The sequence below is a fragment of the Roseomonas sp. AR75 genome, from assembly GCF_005222815.1.
Taxonomy (GTDB): Bacteria; Pseudomonadota; Alphaproteobacteria; order Acetobacterales; family Acetobacteraceae; genus Falsiroseomonas.
On the sequence record NZ_STGB01000001.1, the window covers coordinates 1,423,943 to 1,444,904 of the forward strand.

Here is a 20,962-nt window from a genome sequence, read left to right on the forward strand (position 1 = left end):
GCGGCAGCACGTCGCGCACCCGATATGAGGCCGGTTGCACTGGTCACGGGCGCGCGCCGGGGCATCGGGCGCGCGACCTGCGCGGCACTCGCCGCCAAGGGCTACGACATCCTCGGCTGCGACGTCGCGCAGGACGGCGCTGACGAGACGGCGGCGGCGGTCGCGGAACTCGGCGGGCGCTTCGGCTTCCGGCTTTGCGACGTGGCCGATCTCGATTCCGTCGCGACCATGGTGGAGTGGGCCTGGGCCGAATGGGGTGGGGTCGAGGCGCTGGTGAACAACGCCGGCGTCGGCGCGATGCAGCGCGGCGACATCCTGGACGTCACGCCGCAATCCTGGGACCGCTGCCTCGACATCAACGCGCGCGGCGCCTTCTTCGCCTCGCAGCATGTCGCGCGCCGCATGATCGCGGACGGCGCGCCGCGACGCGGGCATCGTGCGCTGGTCTTCATCTCCTCGGCCAACGCCTTCCTGGCCTCGCCGGACCGGGCCGAATACACCGCGAGCAAGACGGCGGTCTCGATGCTGGCGCGCTGCTTTGCGCTGCGCCTGGCGGAGGACGGCATCCCCGTCTACGACATCCGCCCCGGCGTAATCCGCACGGACATGACCGCAGCCGTTGCCGCGCGCTATTCGCAGCGCATCGCCGAGGGCCTCTCGCCGATCCGCCGCTGGGGCGAGGCGGAGGATGTCGCCAACGCCATCGCCGCGCTGGTGTCCGGCGCGATCCCGTTCTCCACCGGCGACGCCTTCCACGTGGATGGCGGCCTGCACATCCCGCGGCTGTGATGAGGATCGCCCCCGACCTGCTGCGCTACGAGCAGATCGAGCCCGGCCTCGCCTTCGAGACCGGCGGCATCACCGTGACGGAGGGGCACATCACGGGCTTCGCCGGGCTGACGGGCGATTTCTACGACATCCACATGGATGACGACTATGCACGCGCGCTTGGCTATCCCGGCCGCGTCGCGCATGGCTTGTTGGGCCTGGCGCTGACTGACGGGTTGAAGAACCGCGCGAGCGTGCGCTTCGCCGCCATCGTCTCGCTGAACTGGCGCTGGTCCTTCACCGGCCCGATCCTGGTGGGCGACCGCATCGCCGCGCGTATCACGGTGCTGTCCAAGCGCGCGACAAAGAACCCGGCGCGCGGCATCGTCACCCTCGGCTTCGACCTGCTGAACCAGAAGGCCGAGGTGGTGCAGAAGGGCGAGAACGACATGATGGTGCACACCCTCGCCGGCGCGCCGACGTAGAACCCTCTCCACCCAAAGGGGGGAGAGGGCAGGGTGAGGGGGGCGTGCAGAAGACACGCGGCAACGCCGCTACTCCGTCCCGCTCATAGGTTGGGGCGAGGGCTGAGAGGTCTGTCCTGCGATACTCACGAACTCTCCCGAACGCGCGCTCTCCAATACCGCCTCGATCACCCTCTGCACGGCCAGACCGGTTGCGCCGGCGTTGGAAGGCGCCCTGCCCTGCTCGATCGCGTCCAGCACCTCGGTGATCATGGCCCGATGCGGCCCGTGGTCGAAGGCCATCGGATCGGCGCCGCCGCCGCCCGCCATGCCGCGGTCCAGCACCTCCGGCGGCTTGCCCTGCACATGCAGTTCCAGCCGCTCCGCCACCAGCGCGGCGCTGCCGCCGGTGCCCGCGATCTCGATGCGTTCGGGAAAGCCGGGCTCCGCCACCGTGGTCGCATCCAGCACACCGATGGCGCCACTGGCGAAGCGCAGCGCGGCACCCACAATGTCCTCGGTGTCGATCGCGCGCAGCGGCGAGGTGCGGGCGAAACCGGCAAGCTGCGCCACCGGACCGGCCAGGTGGAGCAGCAGATCCAGCGTGTGGATCGCCTGGGTCAGCAGCACGCCGCCGCCATCGCGCGCCTTCGTCCCCCGGCCCGCTTGCGCGAAATAGGCCGCGTCACGCCACCAGCGGATGGATGCGGAGCAGGACAGCAGCGCGCCGAGTTCGCCACCCGCGATCGCCTGCCTCAGACGCAGCGCGCCTGGCCGGAAGCGGTGCTGGAACACCACGCCGAGCGTCACCCCCGCCCGCGCCGCGACCTCGACCAGCGCCTCGGCCCGCGCCGCCGTGATCTCCAGCGGCTTCTCCACGATCAGGTGCTTTCCGGCGGCTGCCGCGGCCTCCGCCACCGGCAGGTGCGCGCCGGGCGGGGTCAGCACCAGCAGCACGTCGCTCTCCGCGATCAGCGCATCCAGCGTGCCGAACACCGGCGCATCCCATTTCGCCGCAAAAGCCTCGCGCCGCGAAACGGAAGGCGCGTAGCCGCCCGCAAGCCGCACACGGCCCGCTGTTTCCAGGTCGCGGATCGCGAGCATGTGCGGCTGCACCGCCATGCCCAGGCCGACGATCCCGATGCGCATCATCGCCCGCCCTCCCGCAGCGCCGCCAGGCACAGCACGTTCATCTCGTTCTCATAGGCAAGGCCCGCCGAGAGCGGCGCTTCCAGCGACTGCCGCACCGCCGCCTTCACCGCCTGCACCGCCACGGGCGAGAGCGCGGCGAGCTTGCGGCACAGCGCCATCGCCGTCTCCTCCAGCGCGGAATCCTCGACCACCTCCTCCATCAGGCGCAGGCGCAGCGCCTCCTCCGCACCGATCTGCTCGCCGGTCAGCAGCAGCCGCATGGCCGCGCCGAGCCCCGCGACGCGCGGCAGCATCTGGCTGGCGCCGCCGCCACCCACCCAGCCGCGCGTGACTTCCGGGAAGCCGATGCGCGCGCTGCGGCCGGCAATGCGGATGTCGGCAGCCAGCGCCAGCTCGAACCCGCCGCCTAGCGCCCATCCCTTCAGTGCGGCGACCACAGGCTTTCGGATGGACCGCACTGCGCCGGGATAGTCGGGCCGGTGCCGGAAATCCCAGGCGGTCGCGAACGCCTCAATGGCCTTGAGGTCCATGCCCGCGCAGAAGGCGCGCTCCCCGGCGCCGCGCAGCAGCACCGCGCGCACGGCGTCGTCGGCGTTGATCGCCTGCGCATGCGCCGCCAGTTGTTCCGCCATCGCGTTGGTGATGGCGTTGTGCTTGCCCGGGCGGTCGAGCGTCAGCACCGCCACGCCCTCCGCCGTCTCCAGCGTCACCGCTCCGTCCATCCCGTTTCCTCCGCGCGTCCCTCCGGATAGAGTAGCGCCAAGCGGCGAAGGGGAAACGGGCAGCATGCGCAGGGTGACGGCGGCACAGGTCGCCTCCCTCGTTCGGGATGGCGATACGCTGCTGATCGGTGGGTCCGGCGGCGGGCATGCAGTGCCGGATGCGCTGCTCGCGGCGCTCGGCGCGCGCTTCCGGGAAAGCGGCGCGCCGCGCGGCATCACGGCGCTGCATCCCGTGGGCGTGGGCGATGGCGGCAACCGCGGCCTCGGCCACCTGGCGCAGAAGGGCCTGCTGAAGCGCAACATCGCCGGCAGCTACGTGAACAGCCCGCCCGTCGGCCAGATGGCCCTGCGCGACGAGATCGAGGCCTGGTCCCTGCCCCAGGGCGCGCTCTCCCAGCTCATGCGGGAGATGGCGGCGGGCCGCCCCGGCCTGCTGACCAAGACGGGGCTGCACACCTTCGTCGATCCCCGCCTGCAGGGCGGCCGCCAATCGCCCTCCGCGCGCGAGGAGCTGGTGGAGCTCGTGCAGTTCCGCGGCGAGGATTTTCTCTTCTACAAGCCGTACACGGTGGATATCGCCTTCCTGCGCGGCACGACGGCCGACGAGGACGGCAACGTCTCGATGGAGCACGAGGCCGTCACGCTGGAGATGCTGTCGGAAGCGCAGGCGACGAAGCGCTGCGGCGGCATCGTGGCGGTGCAGGTGAAGCGCATCGCGCGCCGCGGCTCGATCCACCCGAAGATGGTCAAGATCCCCGGCATCCTGGTGGACCTCGTCGTCGTCGTGCCCGACCAGGAACAGACCTTCGAGACGCCCTATTCCCCCGCCTATTCCGGCGAGATGCGCGTTCCGCTGGAGGACATCCCGGTGCTGCCGCTCGACGCGCGCAAGATTGTCGCGCGGCGCGGTGCGCTCGAGTTGTTCCCGCGCGCGGTGTGCAACCTCGGCTCCGGCATCTTCACCGGCCTCGCCAATGTCGCCGCCGAGGAAGGCTGCCTCGACGCCGTCTGCCTGACCAACGAACAGGGCAATATCGGCGGTGCGCCGGCATCGGGCGGGGAAGCCGGCGCGGCGATGAACCCGGACGCGCAGGTGGATCAGCCCTACCAGTTCGATTTCTACGATGGCGGCGGGCTCGATCTCGCCTTCCTCTCCTTCGCGGAATTCGACGCGGACGGCAACGTGAATGTCAGCCGCTTCGGCAACCGGCTGATCGGACCCGGCGGCTTCATCAACATCAGCCAGAACGCTCGGCGCGTGATCTATGGCGGCACGCTGACCGCGGGCGGCAAGCCGAAGGCGGTGGCGAAGGTTGAGCAGATCACCTTCTCCGGCCGCTATGCGCGTGAACGCGGCCAGCCCGTGCTGTATGTCACCGAATCCGCCGTCTTCCGCCTGGGCGAGAACGGCCCGGAACTGGCGGAAATCGCACCCGACCTGACGGTGGAACAGGTGACGGCGCGCATGGCCTTTCGGCCCGCCATCGCGGCCGACCTCAAGCCGATGGACAGGCGCCTGTTTCTCGACGGGCGCATGGGGCTGGCGGAGCACATCGCGGCGCAGCCCGCCAAGGCCGCCTCCGCGCGGCTGGCGGCGCTCGCATGAAGCTCGGCATCGCGCCCGGCGAGATCGCCACCTTCGAGAAGACCATCACCGAGCGCGACCTGCTGCTGACCGCCGAGATCACCGGCGACCACGACCCACTGCATGTGAACGAGGCCTATGCGGCGCGCACCGCCTATGGTCGTCGCATCGCGCATGGCTGCCTGGTGCTGGGCCTGCTCTCCTCCACCGCCAGCGCGATCTCCCACCGTGCGATCGCCAATGGCGCGGAGGGCGTGCCGGTCTCGCTCGGTTATGACCGCGTGCGGTTCCTGAAGCCGGTCTTCATCGGTGACCGCCTCATCGCGACCTATCGCGTGGAGCACACCGACGGGGCCGCTGGCCGCGCAGAGAGCGCCTGCATGGTGACGAACCAGGATGGCGAGATCTGCCTGGTCGCGCGGCACATCCTGAAATGGGTGCCGGCGCCCGCGTAACTGGGTGGTTCCCATCCCGCCGCTGCCGGGTTAGCTTGCCGGCCGCAGGCCGGGGGAAAACCGGTTTTCACGCAAGGGGAGACAGTCCATGCAACGTCGCGCATTCCTTGGCGCCGTCGGCGCCGCTGGCGGCCTTCTGGCCGCGCCCACAGTGCTCCGTGCCCAGGCGCCCATCACGCTGAACGGCGCCAGCCAGTTCAACCCGGAGCACGTCTTCAACCGCACGATGACGAAGTTCCAGGAACTGGTCGTGCAGTACTACGGCCGCCCCGTTAACTTCGTCATGCACAACAACAGCTCGCTGGGGCTGGAGAAGCAGTATTTCGAGTACATGTCGGCCGGCCGCGCGGTGGATTTCGCCATCGTCAGCCCCGCGCACATGTCCACCTTCAGCCGCGCCGCGCCCTATATCGACGCGCCCTTCCTGTTCCGCGACCTGGCGCACTGGAACAAGGTGCTGGATGCCGACCTGTTCAAGCCGGTGGCGGACGAGGTCGCACGCCGCGCCCGCGTCGAGCTGATCGGCTATGCCGGCGGCGGCGTGCGCAACATCTTCGCCAACAAGTCCGTCACCAACATGGCGGAGCTTCGCGGCCTGCGCGTGCGCGTGCAGGGTGCGCCGATCTGGAGCCGCACCTTCCAGGCGGCCGGCATGGCGCCGCAGGTCATCGCCTACAACGAGGTCTACAACGCCATCCAGAACAACGTGATCGAGGCCGGCGAGAACGAGGCCGCCGGTGTCGAGCAGATGCGCTTCTACGAGGTCGGGCCGAACCTGATCATGACCCAGCACGCCATCACCATCCGCCCGCTCTGCTTCTCGTCCCAGACGCTGGGCCGCCTGCCGCGCGAACTGCAGGAGGCGATCCGTCGCGCCGGCAAGGAGGCCGGCACCTTCGGCCGCCAGACCGAAAGCGGCGAGGACGGCCAGAAGGTGGATGCGCTGGCCGCGGCCGGCCGCCTGAAGAAGGTGGTGTTCACGCAGCGCGCGGAGATGAATGCCGCGGTGCAGCCGGTGATGGCCGCCTACGCGAAGGAGATCGACGCGGAAGGCATCCACAACCAGATCAACGCGCTGACCTCCTGATCCTGGCCGGCGGGGCGGCAAGGCGCCGCCCCGCCCTCTTCCTCCCGCACACGCCCGAAGGATCCATCGCATGCCCCCCGGCGCGCGCGGGCTGTTCCGCCGCATCCTGTTCTTCTACGCGAAGCTGCTCGACCTGCTGCTGGTGCTGACGGTCGCCCTCATCATCCTGCCGGTCACCCTGCAGATCTTCGCCCGCTTCACCGACTGGCTGCCACGCTACATCTGGACCGAGGAGCTCGCGCGCTTCCTGCTGGTCTGGATGATCATGATCGGCTCCATCGTCGGCGTGCGGGAAGGCACGCATTTCACCGTGGACCTGTTCGACAACCTGCGCGGCCGCACCAAGGCCGCGATGGATATCCTCGCGGGCCTGTTCGTGCTGCTCATGGCGATCGTCTTCATCGTCTATGGCTGGGAATTCACCGACACCGCGTGGTTCCGCATCAGCGAACTGGCGGAACTTCCGCTGTGGAGCATCCACATCGCCTGGCCGATTGCCGGCGTATCCTGGCTGCTGTTCCAGGGCGAGCGCATGTGGGACGACCTGCAGGTCCTGCGGCATGGCGAGAGGAAGCTTCCCTGATGGGCGGCAACGTCATCGATCCCGGCACCGCCGCCTGGATGCTGTTCGGCGGCTTCTTCGCCATGCTGGCCCTGCGCGTGCCGGTGGCGGTCGCGCTCGGCATCGCCTGCCTGCCGCCGCTGTTCCTGGAGGACCGGCTGTGGCCGATGATCCTCGTGCAGGAAACCTTCAACGCCTACAACAGCTTCATCCTGCTCGCCGTGCCCTTCTTCCTGCTGGCGGCGAACCTGATGACCATCGGCGGCATCACCGACAGGCTGATCCGACTCTCGCGCGCCATGGTCGGCCACCTGCCGGGCAGCCTGGCGCAGATCAACGTGGTGCTCTCGATCTTCTTCGCCGGCATTTCCGGCAGCTCCACTGCCGACGCTGCCAGCCAGGGCAAGATGTTCATCGAGGCGCAGACGCGCGAGGGCTACGACGTCTCCTTCTCGGTGGCGATCACCGCCGTCTCCGCGGTGCTGGCAGCGATCATCCCGCCTTCGATCATGATGATCGTCTGGGGCGGCGTGCTGACGGTCTCGATCGGCGGCCTGTTCCTCGCGGGCGTGGTTCCGGGGCTGCTGCTCGGCCTGGTCCAGATGGGCACCGTGCACGCCTATGCGAAGGCGCGCGGCTATCCGACGTACGGCAAGGCAAGCTGGGGCGAGTTCGGCAAGGCGCTGTTCGTCTCCCTGCCGGCGCTGATGACGCCCTTCATCATCATCGGCGGCAAGATCTTCGGCTGGTTCACGCCGACGGAGGCCGCCTGCATTGCCGTGCTGTATGCGATGCTGCTGTCCGTCATCGTCTACCGCGAGATGGACGGCCGTGGCCTTTGGCGCGCGTTCAGCGACACCGGGCGCTTCGCCGCCATCACGCTGTTCGCCGTCGGCACCGCCAGCGCCTTCGGCTGGATGCTGGCCTTCTACAAGATCCCGGATGCCCTGCTGGCCGGCGTCGGCGCGTGGGAGATGGGGCCGATCGCCACCGGCTTCTTCATCGCCGGCGTCTTCCTGGTCGTCGGCTGCTTCCTGGATGCGATTCCCGCCATCATCATCGTCGGCACCATTCTCCAGCCGGTCGCCGCCGAAGCCGGGCTGCATCCGATCCACTTCGCGATGATCGGCATCGTCAGCCTCGCCTTCGGCCTGGTGACGCCGCCCTATGGCCTCTGCCTGCTGATCTCCTGCGCGGTCGCGAATGTGCGCGTGATCGACGTGCTGAAGGACACCTGCATCATGCTGCTGCCCATGCTCGGCGTGCTGGCGCTGGTGATCCTCTGGCCGGACGTCTCGCTGTTCCTGCCGCGGCTGCTGGAGCCCGACTTCCTGAAGTAGCCCGTTGCGGCTGGCCGCGGGCGCGGCCACCTTGGCGGCGTGAACGCCCTGCCCCCTTCGCGCGCGCCGGTCCTGGCGCTGCGCCTGCTGCTGCCGCATCTCCGCCCCTATCTCGGCCGCGCGCTCGGCGCCGGCGCGGCGCTGCTCGTCGCGGCGCTGCTGACGCTCGGCCTCGGCCAGGGGCTGAAGACCTTGATCGACACCGGCCTCGGACCCGGCAGCGCGGCAGGGCTGAACGCCGCGGCCGGGCTGATGGCGGCGATCGTGGCCGCGCTCGGCCTGGCGACCGCCATCCGCTACTACCTCGTCTCCTGGCTCGGCGAGCGGGTCGCCGCCGATATACGCCGCCGAGTCTACGATCACGTCGTCGGCCTCAGCCCCGCCTTCTTCGAGACGGCGCGCACCGGCGACATCCTCTCCCGCATGACTGCCGATGTCGCGCTGCTGCAATCGCTGGTCGGCTCGGCGATCTCCATGGGCCTGCGCAACGCGGTCACCGGCACCGGCGCGCTGGTGATGATGGCGGCCACCTCGCTCAAGCTCGCCGGCATCGTGGCGCTGGTGCTGCCCCTGGTGGTCGTGCCGCTGGTGCTGTTCGGCCGGCGCGAGCGCCGCCTGTCCCGCGTCGCGCAGGAACGCATCGCCGATCTCGCCGCGCGGGCGGAGGAGACGCTGAACGGCCTGCGCACCGTGCAGGCTTTCGCGCAGGAGGATGCCGAGCGCGCGCGCTTCGCTTCCGGCACGGAGGCCTCGGTCGGCGCCGCGCTGCGCCGCATCGCCTCGCGGTCCACGCTCATCCTGGCGGTGATCCTGCTCGGCTTCGGCGCCATCACCTTCGCGCTCTGGGTCGGTGGGCAGGATGTGGTCGCGGGGCGGATGAGCGGCGGCGACCTCGCCGCCTTTGTCTTCTACGCCGTGCTCGCGGCCAGCGCCGGTGCCACGGTCAGCGAGCTCTGGGGCGAGATCCAGCGCGCCGGCGCCGCGGCGGACCGGCTGATGGAGCTGCTCGCCGTGCCGCCCGCCATCGCCGCGCCGCCCGATCCCTCGCGCCTGCCGCAGCCGCCGCAGGGCCGCGTCGCGCTGGATCGCGTGCGCTTCGCCTATCCCACGCGCCCGGACCAGCGCGCGCTCGACGACGTGTCCTTCGCGGTCGAGCCGGGCGAGACGGTGGCGCTGGTCGGGCCTTCCGGCGCGGGCAAGACCTCGGTCTTCCAATTGCTGCTGCGCTTCTACGATCCGCAATCGGGACGCGTGCTGGTGGATGGCGTGGACGTGGCCCGCCTCGATCCCGCAGCGCTGCGCGCCCGCATCGGCCTGGTGCCGCAGGAGCCGCTGATCTTCAGCGCGACTGCCGCCGACAACATCCGCTACGGCCGCCCCGGCGCGACGGACGCCGAGGTCCGCCGCGCCGCCGAGGCCGCCGCCGCGGCCGAGTTCATCGCCGCCCTGCCGCAGGGCTTCGAGACGCATCTCGGCGCGCGTGGCGTCACCCTCTCGGGCGGCCAGCGCCAGCGCATCGCCATCGCCCGCGCCATCCTGAAGGACGCGCCGATCCTGCTGCTGGACGAGGCGACGAGCGCGCTGGATGCGGAGAGCGAGCAGGCCGTGCAGCAGGCGCTCGAACGCCTCTCGCGCGGCCGCACCACGCTGGTGGTGGCGCATCGCCTCGCCACGGTGCGCAGCGCCGACCGCATCCTGGTGATGGAGGCAGGCCGCATCGTCGCGTCCGGCACGCATGAGGCGCTGGTCCGCGACGGCGGCCTCTACGCCCGCCTCGCCGCGCTGCAATTCGCCGAAGGGATGGCGTGACGGCGCGCGACACGGTCGGCGCCTATAGCCGTGGCTTCCGTGAGTTCACGGAGGCCTACGAAGCCTTCGGCTTCGCCGAGATCCATGCCGGCGCCCTGCCCTTCCTGCCCGCATCGCCGGGCCTGGTGCTGGATGTCGGCGCCGGCAGCGGCCGCGACGCCGCCTGGTTCGCCGATCGCGGCTTCGATGTCGTGGCCGTCGAGCCCGCGCCGAAGCTGCGCGAGGAGGCTGCGCGCCTGCATCGGTCGCCGCTGATCCGCTGGCTGGACGACCGGCTGCCCGCGCTCGCCGCGGTGCACCGCCTCGGCCTCGCCTTCGATCTCGTCTGGGTCAGCGCAGTCTGGCAGCACATGCCGCCGGAGGAGCGGCCGCGCGCCATGCGCAGGCTCGCCACGCTGCTGAAGCCCGGCGGGCGCGTGGTGATGACCTTGCGCCACGGCCCCGCGCCGCAGGACCGCCCGATGTGGCCGGTGGACGCGCACGAGGTGGAGCGCCTCGGCCTCGACCACGGCCTCGCCCTGCGCGTCGCGACGGAGCGCATCGAGGATCGGCAGGGCCGCGGCGATGTGCGCTGGCAGACGGTGGTGCTCGATCTGCCCGACGATGGCGGCGGCGCGCTGCCGCTGCTGCGCGGCGTGATCCTGCGGCAGGAACGCTCGGCCACCTACAAGCTTGCGTTGCTGCGCTGCCTCGCCCGCATCGCCGATGCCTCGCCGAACGTCGCGCGGGAGGCGGAGGGGCATGTGGACCTGCCGCTCGGCCTCGTCGCGCTCTACTGGCTGCGCATGTTCAAGCCGCTGGTCGAGCGCGACCTGCCGCAGATGCCCATCGGCATCCGCATGGCCTTCGTGAAGGATGCCTTTCGTGCGCTGCGCCCCTTGGCGCCCTTCGACCTGCGGCCCGGCGCGCGGTTCGGCGCCGACATCGCCTCGCCGCTCCGCCGCGCGATCGCCGATGCCGCGCGGGTGATCGCAGACATGCCCGCGCGCCACCTCACCTTCGCCGACGACAGGCCCGTGTTTCCCGCGGAATTCGGCCGCATGCCGCGCGAGGCTGGCGCGCTCGCGCTGAACGCCGAACTGTTCTGGACCTACGGCCGCATCAGGGTCCCTTCGGATGTCTGGGGCGCGCTGCGCCGGATGGCCGCCTGGATCGAGCCGATGCTGCTGGCCGAATGGGTGCGCCAGACCCGCGACTACGCCGAGCGCGCCGGCCGCGTGCTGTCCAGCGATGCCGTGCTGGATGCGCTGCGCTGGCTGGAACCGTCGCGCGACACGGCCTTGGTGCGCGGGCTTCTCGCCGATCGTCTCGCGCGCGGCGAAGGCGTCGATTGCGTCTGGACCGGGCAGCGGCTGCGGCCGGGCGCGCTCGACGTGGATCACTGCCTGCCCTGGTCCGCCTGGGCCTGCAACGACCTCTGGAACCTGCTGCCTGCCTCGCGCCGCGCCAATCTCGGCAAGGCAGGCCAGATCATCGCGGCGCCGACGCTTGCCGCCGCGAAGCCGCGCATCCTCGATTGGTGGCGGCGCGGCTACCAGGAAGCCGGGGATCCGATCCGCGCCCGCTTCGCAGAGGAGGCGCGCAGCACCCTGCCGGTGGCCCCGGAAGGCACGCCGGATCTCGAGGACCTTTTCGCCGCGCTCGATTTCCGTCGCCTGCGACTCCGCCAGGAAACCCAACTCCCGGAATGGCGGCCGGGGGGCTTGTGACACCCCGCCTACGCCTCCGCCTAAAAGGTGGGCAGATTGCAACCTGCATGTTAAGGGTTTCGGCCCTATATTGCATTGCAGCATCCCCCCTTAGCCGCAGGATTGCCCCAAGGTGAATGCCGTGCCCCCCACCCCCGGCCGGGAAATGCTGGCCCGGGGCGCCGAGACAATGAGCCGCGCAATGGACCAGGCGCGCAGCCTGGCCGAACTCGCCACCCGTCAGGCGGAGCTTCTCGCCCCGAAGCCGCCCAAGCCCCCCGCCGCGTTCGGCCTGTTCGGCCGCAACCCCCTGACCGTGATGCAGGAGGCGATGGAATACGCGGTGGACGCCACCCAGCGCTCCATCCTGTTCTGGGACACGATGCGCCGGGCCGGCAACGACTTCGTCGAACATGAGAAGGCCGGCTGCCCGCCCGTCCTGGTCTTCGACTGGGACATGGTGCTGGATGGCCGCACCCTGCCGCGGCGCTGCAACTATGCCCTGGTGCGGATCAAGCCGCCGGCGAACTATCCGGCGACCGACGCGGCGATGCGCCCCTTCGTCATCATCGACCCGCGCGCGGGCCACGGCGCCGGCATCGGCGGCTTCAAGTCGGACAGCCAGGTGGGCGTCGCCCTGCGCCGCGGACACCCGGTCTATTTCGTGATCTTCTTCCGCGACCCCGAGCCCGGCCAGACCATCCTGGACATCACCGCCGCCGAGCGCGCCTTCCTGCGCACGGTGCACGACCAGCACCCGAAGGCGCCGAAGCCCGTGGTGATCGGCAACTGCCAGGGCGGCTGGGCGGTGATGATGCTCGGCGCCTCCGACCCCGAGCTGATGGGGCCGCTGGTGCTGAACGGCGCGCCGCTGTCCTACTGGGCGGGCGAGCGCGGCAAGAACCCGATGCGCTACATGGGCGGCCTTGCCGGCGGCTCCTGGCCCGCGGCCATGCTGGCCGATCTCGGCAATGGCCGGTTCGACGGCGCCAACCTGGTGCTGAACTTCGAGGCGCTGTCGCCCGGCAACACCTGGTTCAAGAAATACTGGAACCTCTACGAGAAGGCCGACAGCGAGCCCGACCGCTTCCTGGAATTCGAGCGCTGGTGGGGCGGCTACTTCCTGATGAACCGCGACGAGATCCGCTGGATCGTCGAGAACCTCTTCATCGGCGACCGCTTCGCCCGCGGCGAGATCAGCGCCGGCCCCGGCGCGCGGGCCAACGCCACCTTCAACATGCGCGCGATCAAGTCGCCCATCGTGGTCTTCGCCTCGGTCGGCGACAACATCACGCCGCCGGGACAGGCGTTGCGCTGGATCGCCGATGTCTATCGCGACGAGAAGGAGATCAAGGCGCTCGGCCAGACCATCGTCTACCTCGTGCATGACGACATCGGCCATCTCGGCATCTTCGTCAGCGGCCAGGTGGCGAACAAGGAGCACACCGAGATCGCCAACACGCTCGAGATGATCGAGGCGGTGGCGCCCGGCCTCTATGAGATGCGCATCACCGACACCGCCGGCAGCGGCGCCAACACCGGCTACCAGGTGGAACTGGTGGAGCGCACCATCGCCGACATCCGCGCCGTCTCCGGCGAAGCGGAGAACGAGGCCTTCCCGGCGGTCGCGAAGATCGCCGCCGCGAACCAGACACTCTACGACCTGTTCGCCGGCCCCGCGATCCGCCAGATGGCAACCGAGCAGACGGCGGAGCTGCGCCGGCAGATGCACCCGCTGCGCCTGCGCCGCACGCTGGTCTCCGACCTGAACCCCTTCATGGCGGCCTTCGCCGGCGCGGCGGAGCGCGTGCGCGACCAGCGGGCGCCGGCCGCCGCAGACAACCCCTTCCTGAAGGTCGAGCGCGCGATGGCCGACCGCGTGGAAGGCGCGATGGATGCCTGGCGCGACTGGCGCGACGCCTGGACCGAGGTCGCCTTCCATGCCGTATACGGCTCGCTCGCCGCGCTCGGCGTGTCCGAGGCGACGGCGGAGGAGGAAGCCGCAGAGACCGCCGATGCGCTGGCCGATGCGCCGGAGGTGCGTGCCGCCCTCGCCCGGATCGCGGAGGGCACCTATGCCGAGGCCGTGGTGCGGATGATGATCCTTCTGGCCCGCGCCCGCGGCGGCGTGCGCCGATCCCGCCTGGCCCGCAGCCAGGCCGTGCTGACCGGCGAGCCGCCCTTCGCGGAACTCACCGCCGCCGCGCGCCAGGCGCTGATCCGCGAGCAGACGCTGGTGGTGGAGATGGCACCGGAGGAGGCGCTGCAGACCCTGCCGAAGCTGCTGCCGGACAAGGCCGAGCGGCGCCGCGCGCTGGAGACGGTCGAAGGCGTGGCCGGCCCGGAGGATGAACTGGGCGAGCCGGCCCAGGCCATGCTGGCGCGGCTGCGCCAGGTGCTCGGCCTGAAGCGCGGCTGATTCACGGTCGGGCAAGAACCGGGGTCGCAAGCTGGGCGCATGCGAACACCGCATGCGCACGGCACAGGAGGACACCGCGATGAGCCCGACCCTGCTTGCACCCGCCGGCCCGATCGCGGCCGCGGAACTGGCCGCGGCCCTGCTCACCTCCGATGAGGGCAGCGAACTGCAGCTTGTCTCGCGCGACGGGCGTCGGCTGCGGCTTGCCGCCGATGCCGGCACCGCCAGGGCGCTCGCCTTGACGCTCTGGCGCGCGCTGGACGAAAGGGACCGCCACACGAACGGTTGACCGCGGGCAGCGCGACCCAACCTCGTTGCATCGGAAGGCGGGTGGCACCATCCCCTCGCCGCGGCGTTACGCCGCTGCCGCGCGAGAAGGGACCGCCCATGCCAAGCAAGACGTTCACCATGACGCGGCGCGCCGCCCTGCTTGCCGGCGGCGCGCTCGTCGCGGGCCGCGCCCAGGCACAGGACCGGCCCGTCATCGTCTCCTCGAAGATCGACACGGAGGGGGCGCTGCTCGGCAACCTCATCCTGCTCGCGCTCGGGCAGGCGGGCGTGCCGACCACGGCGCGGCTGGCGCTCGGCCCGACGCGCATCGTGCGGACCGCGCTGGTCGCCGGCGAGATCGACCTCTATCCCGAATACACCGGCAATGCCGCCTTCTTCTTCGACCGCGCTGACGATCCGGTCTGGCGTGATGCCGCGCGCGGCGCCGCGCTCGCCGCCGAGCTCGACAAGGAGAAGAACAACCTGGTCTGGCTGCCGCCCGCCCCGGCGAACAACACCTGGGCCATCGCCGTGCGCAAGGACCTGGCGGAGCGCGAGAAGCTCGCCACCATGACCGATTTCTTCGCCGCCGCCGGCCGCGGCGTGCTGCGGCTTGCCGCCTCGGCCGAGTTTGTCGAAAGCGCGGCGGCGCTGCCAGCCTTCGAACGGGTCTACGGCGCCAGCTTCCCGCGCGACCGCATCGTGGTGCTGCCGGGCGGCGATACCGCGGTGATGATCCGCGCCGCCGCGCAGCAGATCTCCGGCGTGAACAGCGCGATGGTCTATGGCACGGACGGCGCCATCGCCGCGCTCGGCCTCGTGGTGATGCGCGACGACAAGAACGCGCAGCCCGTCTACCAGCCCGCGCCGGTGGTGCGCGCCGCCGTGCTGGAACGGTATCCGGCGATCCGCACGGCGCTCGCCCCGGTCTTTGCCTCGCTCGACCTCACCACCCTGCAGGCGCTGAACGCCAGGATCGCCGTCGAGGGCCAGGCGGCGCCGGCGGTTGCGCGCGCGCATCTGGCGCAGATCGGCGTGCTGCGTTGAAGGCTGCGCCCGCGCTGGCTGCCTGCGTGGCGGCCGCGGCGCTGCTGCTGCCGCTGCCCTGGCTAAGCGTCGCGCCGAACCGGCTGCTGCCGGGCGAGCCTCTCAGTGCCCTCGCGGCTCTGGGCTGGCTGGTGGCACCGCCCTGCCTGCTGCTGGGCCTCCCCGCGCTGGATCGCGTGCCGCCGACGGTTGCCGCGGCGCTCGCGCTCGCGGCGGCGCTGCTGCTGCTGGTGCTTACCGGCGGCGCGGCGGCGGAGCGGCTGCAGGGGCTGCCTCCTGCCGCGCGGGCGGGGCTCGGCATCGGCCTGTGGCTCGCGCTCGTCGCCGCGCTGGTGCTGGCCGCGATCCGCATGCAGCCCCTGGCGCTCGCCACGCGCGCGCTGCTCGTCGCCGCAGCGCTCGCGGCCCTCCTGGCCGCCGCGTCCTCCGGCGCCTTCGATGCGCTGTCGCTGGCGGTGGAGTACCGCAACCGCGCAGACGCCGTTCAGGCGGCGCTGCTGCGCCATGTCGCCCTCGCCACAGCCGCGCTTCTCCTGGCGCTGCTGGTCGCTGCGCCGCTGGCCTGGGCCGGCTTCCGCCACCCGCGGCTGGCCGGCCCGGTCGGCGCGGTCTTCGCGGGCGTGCAGGTGGTGCCGGGCCTGGCGCTGTTCGCGCTGCTGATCCCGCTACTCGCGGCGCTGCTGCATGCCGTGCCCGCGCTGCGCGACCTCGGCCTCGCCGCCATCGGCCCGGCGCCGGCGGTGATCGCGACGGCCGCCTATCTCACCCTGCCGCTGTGGCGCGGCCTCTCCGCCGGCCTCGCTGCCGCCGATCCCGCCGCCGTCGCCGCCGCGCATGCCATCGGAATGGGCGAGGCGCGCATCACGCGCGAGGTGCGGCTGCCGCTGGCGCTGCCGGTCTTCGCCGCCGGGCTGCGCGTGGCGCTGGTGCAGGCGATCGGCCTCGTCACGCTCGGCGGTCTGGTCGGCGCCGGCGGCCTCGGCGCGCTGGTGTTCGAGGGCCTGGCGCAATTCGCCACCGACCTGATGCTGCTGGGCGCCATTCCCATCGTGCTGCTCGCGCTGCTGGCCGACGGGCTGGTGCGCAGCGCCGAGACGCGGCTGGCGGTGGCGGCATGATCGCCTTCGAGGACGTCGTCGTGCGCTTCGGCGCCACCACCGCGCTGGACGGCGTCAGCCTTCAGGTGGGCGCGGGCGAGCTCTGCGCCCTGGTCGGCCCCTCCGGCTCCGGCAAGACGACGCTGATGCGCCTGGTCAACCGCCTGGTCACGCCGCATGCCGGCCGCGTGCTGGTGCGCGGCGAGGACATCGCGCGCACCGACGCGCCGGCGCTGCGGCGCTCCATCGGCTATGCGATGCAATCCGTGGGACTCTTCCCCCATCGCACGGTCGCGCAGAACATCGGCACCGTGCCCCGCCTGCTCGGCTGGGACCGCACGCGCATCGCGCGCCGCGTGACGGAACTGCTCGGCCTGCTGCGGCTGGATGCGGCGCTGGCGGATCGGCTGCCGGGCGCACTCTCCGGCGGGCAGGCGCAGCGCGTCGGCATCGCGCGCGCGCTGGCCGCCGATCCCGACATCCTGCTGATGGACGAGCCCTTCGGCGCCGTGGACCCGATCACCCGCCGCGAGCTGCGCGCCGAGCTCCGCCGCATCCACGCCGAGACGCGCAAGACGATCCTGCTCGTCACGCACGACCCCGAGGAAGCGCTGGAACTCGGCACGCATGTCGTCGTGCTGCGCGATGGCCGCATCGTCGCCGACGGCCCGCCGGCGGAGATCATCGGGCCGGGCTCCGACGCCTTCGCGCGCGACCTGCTCGGCGGTGGGCAGCCCGCGCTGCGGCGCCTGTCGCTGCTGCCGGCGACCGAGGCGCTGGACGCCACGCCGCCGCCGCCCGGCGCGCCCGAACTGCCGGAGGAAGCGAGCCTTGCCGATGCGCTGTCGCTGATGGCGGAGACCGGGCAGGATCGCGTCGCGCTGGCCGGCCAGGATGGCAGCGTGGCCGTCGCCACGGTGCTGCGGCCCGGCGCATGAGAGGCCTGCCGCCATTGCTGCTGGCGGCAGCGCTGGCGCTGCTCGCCGCCCCCTTCGGCGCGCGCCTGCTGGCGCAGGCGCTCGGCGCGGATGCCGAGCCCTTCCCGGCGGATCGCCTTGCCGGCCTGGCGCTGACCCATGCGGGGCTGGCGCTCGCCGGCGTGCTGCCCGCGGCACTGCTCGGCATGGGGCTCGGCATCGCGGTCACGCGGCGCGCCGGGCGCGGGCTGCGGCCCGCCGCGGATGCCTTCGCCGCGGCGGCGCAGGCGGTGCCGCCGGTGGTGGTGGTGGCGCTGGCCGTGCCCGCCTTCGGCTTCGGCTTGTGGCCCACCGCCTTCGCGCTGCTGCTCTACGGGCTGATGCCGGTGCTGCGCGCCACCGTGGCGGGGCTGGAATCGGTGCCGCCGGACATCCGCGCCGCCGCCGTCGCCATCGGCCTGCCGCCTTCTCGCGTGCTGTCCGAGGTGGAGTGGCCGCTCGCCTGGCCGGTGGTGCTGGACGGGCTGCGCATCGCGCTGGTGCTGGGCGTCGCCACCGCCGCAGTCGGCGCGCTGGCCGGCGCGACCACGCTGGGCACGCCGATCGTGCTCGGCCTGCAGAACCAGAACCAGGTGCTGGTGGTGCAGGGCGCGGCGGCGACGGCTGCGCTCGCCTTCGCGGCGGAAGGGCTGCTGCTGATGGCGACCGGCCGCCGCGCCGGCGACGCGGCCTGACCGCGCGCTACCCGAGTTCCTCCACCGCCACGGCCTCCGGCACCTCAATGCGGCCAGCGCGCAGGTCCAGCGCGATGCGGCCGGTCGCCTCGCGCACCGCCGCCGGCACGTCGTTCCGGCAGGAGAGGCGCACCACGGCGGGCATCTCCAGCCCGAACACCACCTCCTCCCCCGCCGGCCGTGCGCCCGTGGCGTAGTCAGCGATGGCGGCCGCGGCGACCGGCCCGGTATCGGCCACGGCCGCCAGGCGAAAGCAGGCGGGATGCGCGGCGACCCAATCCGCGCCGTCGCCCGCCAGCGCGATGCCGAGCCGCCCGGCTGCCGCCATCACCGCAGCCTGCGCGGCGTTCAGCATGGCGAAGACCAGGTCGGCGCCTGCCGCGGCGAGACGCTCCATCGCCGCCGTCGCCAGTGCCGCATCGTCCTGGTCGCCGGTGAAGATGGAGACCAGGCGCTTGCCCGGCGCGACATGCGCGACCCCCGCGGCGAAGGCGGCGCGCGCCAGGAGCCCGGGGCGCGGACGGATGCCGGAGACATGGCCGACCACGGCCGCCCTGCTGGTCAGCCCGGCCGCGGCGCCTGCCAGGAAGGCAGACTGCTCCTGCGCCGCGCGATAGGCGTAGAGATTCGCACCCGCGTCATGCCCCTGCACCACGGCGAAGCGCAACGCCGGGAAGTGCGGCGCCACCGCGGACGCGGCGGCCTCGCATTGCCCGCCCTGCGCCAGCACGAGCCCGGCGCCGGCCTGCGCGGCATCCCGCATCGCCGCCTGCATCGCAGGCAGCGCCACACGATCGGTGACGCGGAAGGCAAGGCCGTGCGCCGCGCAGGCATCGCGCGCGCCGTCATGGCCGGCCTGCATGAAGCTGCGGTCGCCGGCATGGCCGGGAAACAGCGCGGCGACGGGGGCGCGTGTCATGCAGGCAGGCTGCGGCGGCCGTTGCAATGGTGCAAGACTTGCTTCGCACGCCGGCAGAAGCGAAGGAGGCAGGGATGATCCGAACCATCACGCGGCGCGCGGCGCTGGCCGCGGCGGCGCTGTCGCTGGCCAGGCCGGCGCTGGCGCAGGGCGGCAGGCCGATCCGCCTCATCGTGCCCTTCACGCCCGGCGGGTCCTCGGACCTCGTCGCGCGGCTGCTGGCGCCGCGCCTGTCGGAGAAGCTCGGACAGGGCGTGGTGGTGGAGAACCGCGCCGGCGCCGCGGCCACCATCGGCACCGACCAGGTCGCCAAGGCCGAGCCCGACGGTCTGACGCTGCTGATCTCGACCGCCGCCGGCAACGGGCTGGCACCGGCGGTCTATCCGCGCCTGCCCTATGACCCGGTGGCGGACTTCACCCATATCGGCTTCATCGGCGCGCTGCCCGCGACGCTGCTGGTGAAGCCCGCGCTCGGCACGCCGGATTTCGCGCGCTTCGTCGCGCATGCGCGCGGCGTGGCGCAGCCCATCCCCTATGGCACCGGCGGCCATGGCACGCTGAACCACGTCACGGGGGAGCTGATCGCGCTGCGCACCGGCGCGAAGCTGCAGCACGTGCCCTATCGCGGCTCGGCGCAGGCGATGGCCGACCTGCTCGGCGGCACGCTGCAGGCGGTGGTGGACGCGCTGCCGCAGAACCTCCCGGCGATCCGCGACGGCAGGCTCGTCGCGCTCGGCGTCACCACGCGCACGCGCGCCGCCGTGGCGCCGGATATCCCGACCTTCGTCGAACAGGGTTTTCCGGACATCGTCGCGGAGAACTGGAACGGCCTGTCCGGCCCGCGCGGATTGGCGCCCGCGACGGTGCAGCGGATCGACGCGGCGCTGCGCGCCGTGCTGGCCGAGCCCGCCATTGCCACGCAGCTCACCGCCTGGGGCATGGTGCCGGGGCCGGAGACGCCCGCCGCCTTCACCGCCTTCGTCGCCGCGGAGGTCGCGCGCTGGCGCCCCGTGGTGCAGGCCGCGGGCGCTGTGCAGGGATGAGGGTGCTGGCCGCCGTCTGCGTCGGCGCGACGGATGATGGCGGCTTCAACGAGGCCGGCCGGCGCGGCGCGGAGGATGCAGCGGCGCAGCACGGGCTGACGCTGCGCCTGGTGGATGGCGTCGCGCCGGATGCCGCCGCGATCGAGCAGGCGGCGCGCACCCTGGCGCCGCAGGCCGACCTGTTGCTGCTGCACAGCGGCGACAGCGACGGCCCGGGCCTGCGCGTTGCCGCCGACTTCCCCTCGCTGCGCGTGCTGGTGAGCGGTGGCGATGTCGCCGCGCCCAACCTCGATTCCTGGGGCGCCGACCAGCCGCAATCGGCCTTCCTGGCCGGCGTCGCCGCGGCGCTGCTGACGCGCAGCGGCGTCGTCGGGCATGTCTCGGGCATCCCGATCCCGCCGGGGCTGCGCGGCCGCGACGCCTTCGCGGCAGGGCTGCGCCGCGCCAACCCCTCGGCGCGGCTGCACAGCACCTTCTGCGGCGACCAGAACGACCCCGCGCGCGCGGAGCAGGCGACGGAGCAGGCCATCGCCGCGGGCGCCGACCTCGTCTTCACCATGCTCAATGCCGGCCGTGCCGGCGCCATCGCCGCCTGCCGCCGCCGCGGCGTGCCGCAGATCGGCAATGTGCGCGACTGGGTCGCGGCGATGCCGGATGTCTTCGTGGGCTCAGCCGTCGCGGATGTCGGCCATGCGGTGCGGCATTGGGTCGCGGCCATGCTGCAGGACCCGGCGCCGGGCCGGATCCGCCGCTTCGGGCTGGAGGCTGCGGCCGTGGTGCGGCTGGCGCTGGCGCCCGGGCTGCCCGATGCTGTCGGCGCGGCGGTGCGCGCCGCCGAAGCCGCGTTGCGATGCGGCGACATCCGCCTGCCCGGGAGCTGATCG

Annotated in this window: 20 protein-coding genes; 17 read left to right on the top strand and 3 right to left on the bottom strand. The window is 72.2% G+C overall.

Annotated elements, in window-relative coordinates; genetic code table 11:
* The first annotated feature begins 24 nt into the window (after positions 1 to 24).
* Together E4T13_RS06735 and E4T13_RS06740 are read left to right on the top strand one after the other, a co-directional pair.
* Positions 25 to 789, top strand: coding sequence for a 3-ketoacyl-ACP reductase (locus E4T13_RS06735; RefSeq protein ID WP_137177422.1), 765 nt, complete (start codon positions 25 to 27; stop codon positions 787 to 789).
* Entirely contained in the window at positions 789 to 1,253 is a 465-nt protein-coding gene (locus E4T13_RS06740) for a MaoC/PaaZ C-terminal domain-containing protein (protein ID WP_137177423.1), read from the top strand. Before E4T13_RS06735 ends, E4T13_RS06740 begins: the two co-directional genes overlap by 1 nt.
* Positions 1,254 to 1,322: 69 nt before the next feature.
* Here the strand turns inward: E4T13_RS06740 and E4T13_RS06745 are convergent, their stop codons facing one another.
* Complete coding sequence (locus tag E4T13_RS06745) at positions 1,323 to 2,384, bottom strand: Gfo/Idh/MocA family protein (protein WP_137177424.1); 1,062 nt, start codon at positions 2,382 to 2,384, stop codon at positions 1,323 to 1,325.
* Positions 2,381 to 3,106: an enoyl-CoA hydratase/isomerase family protein gene (locus E4T13_RS06750; RefSeq protein WP_137177425.1), complete on the bottom strand. Its 726-nt coding sequence runs from the start codon at positions 3,104 to 3,106 to the stop codon at positions 2,381 to 2,383. Before E4T13_RS06750 ends, E4T13_RS06745 begins: the two co-directional genes overlap by 4 nt.
* A gap of 64 nt (positions 3,107 to 3,170) precedes the next feature.
* On the opposite strand from E4T13_RS06750, the gene E4T13_RS06755 reads away from it, so the two are divergent.
* The 13 genes from E4T13_RS06755 to E4T13_RS06815 all read left to right on the top strand — a co-directional run bounded on the left by E4T13_RS06755 (position 3,171) and on the right by E4T13_RS06815 (position 18,116).
* On the top strand, positions 3,171 to 4,712 hold the full coding sequence (locus E4T13_RS06755; RefSeq protein WP_137177426.1) for an acyl CoA:acetate/3-ketoacid CoA transferase: 1,542 nt from the start codon (positions 3,171 to 3,173) through the stop codon (positions 4,710 to 4,712).
* Positions 4,709 to 5,146, top strand: a complete 438-nt coding sequence (locus E4T13_RS06760) for a MaoC/PaaZ C-terminal domain-containing protein (RefSeq protein ID WP_137177427.1) — start codon at positions 4,709 to 4,711, stop codon at positions 5,144 to 5,146. The genes E4T13_RS06755 and E4T13_RS06760 overlap by 4 nt, the downstream gene beginning before the upstream one ends.
* A gap of 88 nt (positions 5,147 to 5,234) precedes the next feature.
* Positions 5,235 to 6,233, top strand: a complete 999-nt coding sequence (locus E4T13_RS06765) for a TRAP transporter substrate-binding protein (protein WP_137177428.1) — start codon at positions 5,235 to 5,237, stop codon at positions 6,231 to 6,233.
* A 70-nt stretch (positions 6,234 to 6,303) separates the two neighbouring features.
* Positions 6,304 to 6,816 carry a TRAP transporter small permease gene (locus E4T13_RS06770; RefSeq protein ID WP_137177429.1) on the top strand — a complete coding sequence of 171 codons (513 nt, stop codon included), beginning with the start codon at positions 6,304 to 6,306 and terminating at the stop codon, positions 6,814 to 6,816.
* Positions 6,816 to 8,135: a TRAP transporter large permease gene (locus E4T13_RS06775; RefSeq protein WP_137177430.1), complete on the top strand. Its 1,320-nt coding sequence runs from the start codon at positions 6,816 to 6,818 to the stop codon at positions 8,133 to 8,135. Before E4T13_RS06770 ends, E4T13_RS06775 begins: the two co-directional genes overlap by 1 nt.
* Positions 8,136 to 8,174: 39 nt before the next feature.
* Positions 8,175 to 9,944, top strand: coding sequence for an ABC transporter transmembrane domain-containing protein (locus E4T13_RS06780; RefSeq protein WP_240791008.1), 1,770 nt, complete (start codon positions 8,175 to 8,177; stop codon positions 9,942 to 9,944).
* The gene (locus E4T13_RS06785) at positions 9,941 to 11,653 is read left to right on the top strand and encodes a methyltransferase domain-containing protein (protein ID WP_137177431.1); all 1,713 of its coding nucleotides are present in this window, start codon (positions 9,941 to 9,943) and stop codon (positions 11,651 to 11,653) included. Before E4T13_RS06780 ends, E4T13_RS06785 begins: the two co-directional genes overlap by 4 nt.
* Positions 11,654 to 11,822: 169 nt before the next feature.
* Positions 11,823 to 14,051 (top strand): DUF3141 domain-containing protein, encoded by a 2,229-nt coding sequence (locus E4T13_RS06790; RefSeq protein ID WP_170984840.1) that lies wholly within the window; start codon positions 11,823 to 11,825, stop codon positions 14,049 to 14,051.
* Positions 14,052 to 14,130: 79 nt separating this feature from the next.
* Entirely contained in the window at positions 14,131 to 14,340 is a 210-nt protein-coding gene (locus E4T13_RS06795) for a hypothetical protein (RefSeq protein ID WP_137177433.1), read from the top strand.
* A 98-nt stretch (positions 14,341 to 14,438) separates the two neighbouring features.
* Positions 14,439 to 15,368, top strand: a complete 930-nt coding sequence (locus tag E4T13_RS06800; RefSeq protein WP_137177434.1) for a glycine betaine ABC transporter substrate-binding protein — start codon at positions 14,439 to 14,441, stop codon at positions 15,366 to 15,368.
* On the top strand, positions 15,365 to 16,486 hold the full coding sequence (locus E4T13_RS06805) for an ABC transporter permease subunit (protein ID WP_137177435.1): 1,122 nt from the start codon (positions 15,365 to 15,367) through the stop codon (positions 16,484 to 16,486). The genes E4T13_RS06800 and E4T13_RS06805 overlap by 4 nt, the downstream gene beginning before the upstream one ends.
* Entirely contained in the window at positions 16,483 to 17,403 is a 921-nt protein-coding gene (locus E4T13_RS06810) for an ABC transporter ATP-binding protein (protein ID WP_137177436.1), read from the top strand. The genes E4T13_RS06805 and E4T13_RS06810 overlap by 4 nt, the downstream gene beginning before the upstream one ends.
* Positions 17,400 to 18,116, top strand: a complete 717-nt coding sequence (locus tag E4T13_RS06815; RefSeq protein WP_137177437.1) for an ABC transporter permease — start codon at positions 17,400 to 17,402, stop codon at positions 18,114 to 18,116. Before E4T13_RS06810 ends, E4T13_RS06815 begins: the two co-directional genes overlap by 4 nt.
* Before the next feature lie 7 nt (positions 18,117 to 18,123).
* Here E4T13_RS06815 and E4T13_RS06820 read toward each other — a convergent pair whose 3' ends face one another.
* Positions 18,124 to 19,035, bottom strand: a complete 912-nt coding sequence (locus tag E4T13_RS06820) for a BMP family ABC transporter substrate-binding protein (protein WP_137177438.1) — start codon at positions 19,033 to 19,035, stop codon at positions 18,124 to 18,126.
* A 74-nt stretch (positions 19,036 to 19,109) separates the two neighbouring features.
* Here E4T13_RS06820 and E4T13_RS06825 point away from each other — a divergent pair, with 74 nt between their 5' ends.
* Both E4T13_RS06825 and E4T13_RS06830 read left to right on the top strand, forming a co-directional pair.
* Positions 19,110 to 20,078 carry a tripartite tricarboxylate transporter substrate binding protein gene (locus E4T13_RS06825; protein WP_170984841.1) on the top strand — a complete coding sequence of 323 codons (969 nt, stop codon included), beginning with the start codon at positions 19,110 to 19,112 and terminating at the stop codon, positions 20,076 to 20,078.
* Entirely contained in the window at positions 20,075 to 20,959 is an 885-nt protein-coding gene (locus E4T13_RS06830; RefSeq protein WP_137177440.1) for a BMP family protein, read from the top strand. The genes E4T13_RS06825 and E4T13_RS06830 overlap by 4 nt, the downstream gene beginning before the upstream one ends.
* The last annotated feature ends 3 nt before the right edge of the window (positions 20,960 to 20,962 follow it).